Annotated in this window: 4 protein-coding genes; all 4 read left to right on the top strand. The window is 67.4% G+C overall.

Annotated elements, in window-relative coordinates; all coding sequences use genetic code 11:
• Nucleotides 1-1011 precede the first annotated feature (1011 nt).
• Entirely contained in the window at nt 1012-1437 is a 426-nt protein-coding gene (gene rpsL, locus VF647_23160; GenBank protein ID HEX8454996.1) for a 30S ribosomal protein S12, read from the top strand.
• Nucleotides 1437-1907, top strand: coding sequence for a 30S ribosomal protein S7 (gene rpsG / locus VF647_23155; GenBank protein ID HEX8454995.1), 471 nt, complete (start codon nt 1437-1439; stop codon nt 1905-1907). The genes rpsL and rpsG overlap by 1 nt, the downstream gene beginning before the upstream one ends.
• 104 nt (nt 1908-2011) lie before the next feature.
• Nucleotides 2012-4108 (top strand): elongation factor G, encoded by a 2097-nt coding sequence (gene fusA / locus VF647_23150; protein HEX8454994.1) that lies wholly within the window; start codon nt 2012-2014, stop codon nt 4106-4108.
• Nucleotides 4109-4569: 461 nt separating this feature from the next.
• The coding region (gene tuf / locus VF647_23145; protein HEX8454993.1) for an elongation factor Tu at nt 4570-5739 on the top strand (1170 nt) is incomplete at its 3' end.

The raw sequence follows: 5739 nt of genomic DNA, 5'->3' as shown, positions 1-5739 counted from the left end.
CCCTCCCCCGCTCGTTCCTCGCGGCCCCTCCCCCAAACTGCGGGGGAGGGGCTTGCGCGTGCATCGGGCACCGCCGCCCGACGTACTCGCATATGCCCTGCGCCACATGATCCTCCGCGCCGTGCACGCCCTGTCGTAGGGGCCGCCCCACGTGGCCGCCCGTGCCCCGCGCCGCACCGTCGCCCGCGTTGCGCACCCAAACCGGTGCGTGCGCATCTACCCGCACAGACCTGGTAGGGGCGCGATTCATCGCGCCCGTGCCCCGCGCCGCGCCGCGGCCCGCCGTTAACGCGGATGCCCTGTGCGCTACACCGTCCTCCGCATGTGAACGTCGATGTCGTAGGGGCGGCCCTATGTGGCCGCCCGTGTCCCGCGCCGCTCCGTCGCCCGCGCCGCGCACCATCTTGGTAGGGGCGGACCTGCGTGTCCGCCCACCCTCTCCCGCGCCCCGGCATCCGCGTCGCGCGCCTGCGTGTGCGTGCGCGCAGGCGAACCTCGTGTGGTCCTCCGGCGAATTATGCGCTCCGGGACCGCGGGTTTCGACGTTGCGTCGGGCACGGGCAGACACGTGGGTCTGCCCCTACGGGATCGGTGCCGTCGGCAGGGGGGGGCACGGTGCGGGGAAAGGACGGCGTGATGGATCACGCCCCTACGACGCTGTGTCGGGCCCGCGCAGGCACGCACGTCGGCCCGTACGGGATGGGTGGAAGGCAGGGGGCACGGTGCGGAAAAGGACGGGCGTGACGAATCACGCCCCTACGACGCCGCGGCGGGCACGGGCAGATCCCGTACGGGATCGGTGCCGACGGCGGGGGGCACGGTGCGGGAGGGGACGGGCGTGATGAATCATCCTGGATCACGCGCCAGTGAACCGTGCGCGGGTCGCGGGTTGACAGGAGCTGGGGTCTGCCCTAAGTTTTTCAGTCTGTCGCGCAACTTTTTGGTTCGCGGCGGCGGGGCCAGCGGCCTTCGCCAGTGTTTTTGCGTTTTCGTCTACCTTCGCATTCAAGTATGCCGACGATCAATCAGCTGGTCCGCAAGGGGCGCCAGACGCTCGTCAACAAGAGCAAGTCGCCCGCGATGCGGAACAACCCGCAGAAGCGCGGAGTCTGCACGCGCGTGTACACCACGACCCCGAAGAAGCCCAACTCGGCCCTCCGGAAGGTCGCGCGCGTCCGGCTGACGAACGGCTTCGAAGTGACGGCGTACATCCCGGGCGAGGGGCACAACCTGCAGGAGCACAGCATCGTGCTCATCCGCGGCGGCCGGGTGAAGGACCTGCCGGGCGTCCGCTACCACATCATCCGCGGCACGCTCGACGCCTCCGGCGTCAACGACCGCCGCCAGGGCCGTTCCAAGTACGGCGCCAAGAAGCCCAAGGCGGGCGCGGCGGCGGGGAAGGGCGCACCGGTCAAGGGTAAGGGAGGGAAGCGCTAATGAGCCGCAGAAACCGCGCTGTAAAGCGCCCGATCATCCCGGATCCGGTCTACGGGAGCGACTCGGTCACGAAGTTCGTCAACACGCTGATGCGCGACGGGAAGAAGTCCACCGCCGAGGGGATCTTCTACGACGCCATGAAGGTCGTGGAAGAGCGCTCCGGGCAGCCGGGGGAGACGGTCTTCAAGACCGCGCTCAACAACGCCAAGCCGGTCCTCGAGGTGAAGAGCCGCCGCGTGGGCGGCGCCACCTACCAGGTGCCGGTGGAGGTGCGTCCCGAGCGGCGCACCGCCCTCGCCATGCGCTGGCTGGTGGGCTATGCCCGCGCCCGCGGCGAGAAGACGATGGCCGACCGCCTTGCCGCCGAGCTTCTGGCCGCGTCCCGCAACGAGGGCGCGACCATCAAGAAGAAGGACGACACGCACCGCATGGCGGATGCGAACAAGGCGTTCGCGCATTACCGCTGGTAGCCAACCGCTGGTCAACCAAAACGGTGTCAGAACCCGCGGCGGCGCGGTGGGCGGAACGCTCCGCTCCCGCGCCCCGCGCTTCTGCGTAACTGGATAAAACGAACATGGCCCGCACCACGACGCTGGACAAATATCGCAACATCGGCATCATGGCCCACATCGATGCCGGCAAGACCACCACGACCGAGCGCATCCTGTACTACACGGGCCGCACGCACAAGATCGGCGAGGTGCACGAGGGTGCGGCCACCATGGACTGGATGGAGCAGGAGCAGGAGCGCGGCATCACCATCACGTCGGCGGCAACGACGTGCCAGTGGGAGCGCTTCGGCAACACGTACCGCATCAACATCATCGACACCCCGGGGCACGTGGACTTCACCGTTGAGGTGGAGCGCTCGCTCCGCGTGCTCGACGGCGCCGTCTGCGTGTTCGACGCGGTGGCCGGCGTGGAGCCGCAGTCGGAGACGGTGTGGCGCCAGGCGGACAAGTACGGCGTGCCGCGCATCTGCTTCGTCAACAAGATGGACCGCACCGGCGCCAACTTCGAGCGCTGCGTGGGGATGATCCGCGACCGGCTGGGCGCCAAGCCGTACCCGGTGCACCTTCCCATCGGCGACGGCGAGAACTTCGTGGGGATCATCGACGTGATCCGCCGCGTGGAGCTGCTGTACGACGACACCACAAAGGGGAAGGAGTGGCGTGAGGCCCCCGTGCGCGCCGAGATGCACGACGCAGTGGAGGAAGCCCGCTTCGCGCTGGTGGAAGGCGCGGTGGAGCACGACGAGGACCTGATGAGCCGCTACCTGGAAGGCGAGGAGATCAGCGAGACGGACCTGATCCGCGCCATCCGCAACGCCACCATCGCGGGCGCCATGACGCCGGTTCTCACCGGCTCGGCGTTCAAGAACAAGGGCGTGCAGCAGCTCCTGGACTGCGTGGTCGACTTCCTTCCCGCGCCGGTGGACATCCCGGCCATCAAGGGGACGGACCCGGAGAACGACGACGCGCCCATCGAGCGGCACGCTTCGGACGAGGAGCCGTTCTCGGCGCTGGCGTTCAAGATCGCGACGGACCCGTTCGTCGGTAAGCTGACCTTCTTCCGCGTGTACTCGGGCGTCATCGCGAGCGGCGCCCACGTGCTGAACAGCACCAAGGGGAAGCGCGAGCGCTTCGGCCGCATCCTGCAGATGCACGCCAACAAGCGCGAGGAGATCCCCGAGGTGCGCGCCGGCGACATCGCCGCCGCCATCGGGCTCAAGGACACCACCACGGGGAACACGCTGTGCGACCCGGAGCACGCGGTGGTGCTGGAGTCGATGACCTTCCCGACCCCGGTGATCTCGGTGGCCATCGAGCCGAAGACCAAGGTCGACCAGGACAAGATGGGCGAGGCGCTCCGCCGCCTGGCGGACGAGGACCCCACCTTCAAGGTGCACACGGACGTCGAGACCGGGCAGACCATCATCTCCGGGATGGGCGAGCTCCACCTGGAGATCCTGGTGGACCGCATGCTCCGCGAGTTCAAGGTGGAGGCCAACGTGGGCCGCCCGCAGGTGGCCTACCGCGAGACGATCCGCAAGCGGGTGGAGAAGGTCGAGGGCAAGTTCGTGCGCCAGACGGGTGGCTCGGGCCAGTACGGCCACGTGGTCATCAACATGATGCCGGCCGAGCCGGGCCAGGGCTTCGTCTTCGAAGACAAGATCGTGGGCGGCGTGATCCCCCGCGAGTTCATCAAGCCGAGCGAGCAGGGGCTGCGCGAGGCGATGGACACCGGCGTGCTCGCCGGCTACCCGATGGTGGACGTCAAGGTGGAGCTGGTGTTCGGCTCGTACCACGACGTGGACTCGTCGGAAATCGCCTTCAAGATCGCCGGCTCCATGGCGTTCAAGGAAGCGGCCCGCCGCGCCAGCCCGGTGCTCCTGGAGCCCGTGATGAGCGTGGAAGTCGTCACCCCGTCGGACTACATGGGCGACGTGATCGGCGACCTTTCGGCGCGCCGCGGCAAGATCCAGGGGATGGACCAGCGCGGCGAGGCGCAGGTGATCAACGCGATGGTGCCGCTCTCGGAGATGTTCGGCTACTCCACCAACCTGCGCTCCATGTCGCAGGGGCGCGCCGTGTACTCCATGCAGTTCTCGCAGTACGAGGAGGTCCCCAAGGCCCGCGCCGAGGAGATCGTCGCCAAGGTCCGCGGCTAACCATCCTCTCCAGTCTCGCGAAAAGGGCGGCCCTCCAACCGAGGGCCGCCCTTTTTAACTGCAGGGCTCACGCGGAGACGCGGAGGCGCAGAGAGAACCGCAACCGCATGAATTCTTGTTGTTCTTTCTCTGCGTCTCCGCGTCTCCGCGTGAGGCAAATAGGATGTCGGCCGCTCCCAGCGTAAACAGAAGGTACGCAACCCGCTGGCACTTGACGGTTTGGAGGTTTGAGGCTATTCTTCTCGTCTTGTCCCGCTCCGGAACGCGATTTACGCGGATGGAATGGCGGGATAAGGAAGCCGGCACCCGGACACCTTGCCGCAGCAAGTGACGCGGCGAGGTTTGCTGTTCTTAGGGGCCGAGCGGAAAAAAGGTTCGCGGCTGAGGCGGTTCGCCAGCTCCCACGAGGAGCGGAATCCAATCAGCCATCAAAAATTCATCAGGTACCAGGATTCAAACCAATGGCCAAGGCCAAGTTTGAGCGCAACAAGCCGCACGTCAACGTCGGCACCATCGGGCACGTCGACCACGGCAAGACCACGCTGACGGCCGCGATCACGCGCATCCAGGCGGCGCAGGGGCTGGCGGACTTCGTCGACTTCGCCAACATCGACAAGGCCCCCGAGGAGCGCGCCCGCGGCATCACGATCTCGACCGCGCACGTGGAGTACCAGACGCATGCGCGCCACTACGCGCACGTGGACTGCCCCGGCCACGCCGACTACGTGAAGAACATGATCACGGGTGCCGCCCAGATGGACGGCGCCATCCTGGTCGTGTCCGCCGCCGACGGTCCCATGCCGCAGACGCGCGAGCACATCCTGCTGGCCCGCCAGGTGAACGTGCCGTACATCGTCGTCTTCCTCAACAAGGTCGACATGGTGGACGACCCGGAGCTCCTGGAGCTGGTGGAGCTGGAGGTGCGCGAGCTTCTCTCCGAGTACGACTATCCGGGCGACGACACCCCGATCGTCAAGGGGAGCGGGCTGAAGGCGCTGGAGTCGGGCGATCCGAGCAGCGAGTGGGGCTCCAAGATCACCGAGCTGATGGACGCCATCGACACCTACATTCCGCAGCCGGAGCGCCAGGTGGACAAGCCGTTCCTGATGCCGGTGGAGGACGTGTTCTCCATCACCGGGCGCGGCACGGTGGCGACGGGGCGCATCGAGCGCGGGATCATCAAGGTGGGCGAGACGGTGGACCTGGTGGGGATGAACTCCGCCAAGTCGACCACGGTCACCGGGGTGGAGATGTTCCGCAAGCTGCTGGACGAGGGTCAGGCGGGCGACAACGTCGGTCTGCTGCTGCGCGGCGTGGCCAAGGACGACATCGAGCGCGGAATGGTGCTGGCGAAGCCCAAGACCATCACGCCGCACACGACGTTCAAGGCCGAGGTGTACGTGCTGACCAAGGAAGAGGGCGGGCGCCACACGCCGTTCTTCAACGGGTACCGGCCGCAGTTCTACTTCCGCACGACGGACGTGACCGGCTCGGCCGCGCTTCCCGAGGGCGTGGAGATGGTGATGCCGGGCGACAACGTGCAGATGGTGGTGGAGCTGATCACGCCGATCGCCATGGAGAAGGAGCTGCGCTTCGCCATCCGCGAGGGCGGCCGCACCGTGGGCGCCGGC

This window comes from Longimicrobium sp., assembly GCA_036387335.1.
Lineage (GTDB): Bacteria > Gemmatimonadota > Gemmatimonadetes > Longimicrobiales > Longimicrobiaceae > Longimicrobium.
The sequence above is the reverse complement of the archived record's forward strand: the minus strand, read 5'-3'. Positions and strand labels throughout refer to the sequence as shown.

What these genes read in the sequence shown, in the direction of transcription:
- fusA (HEX8454994.1), top strand. Translation starts at nt 2,012, where the DNA reads ATGGCCCGCACCACGACGCTGGACAAATATCGCAACATCGGCATCATG.
- rpsL (HEX8454996.1), top strand. Translation starts at nt 1,012, where the DNA reads ATGCCGACGATCAATCAGCTGGTCCGCAAGGGGCGCCAGACGCTCGTC.
- rpsG (HEX8454995.1), top strand. Translation starts at nt 1,437, where the DNA reads ATGAGCCGCAGAAACCGCGCTGTAAAGCGCCCGATCATCCCGGATCCG.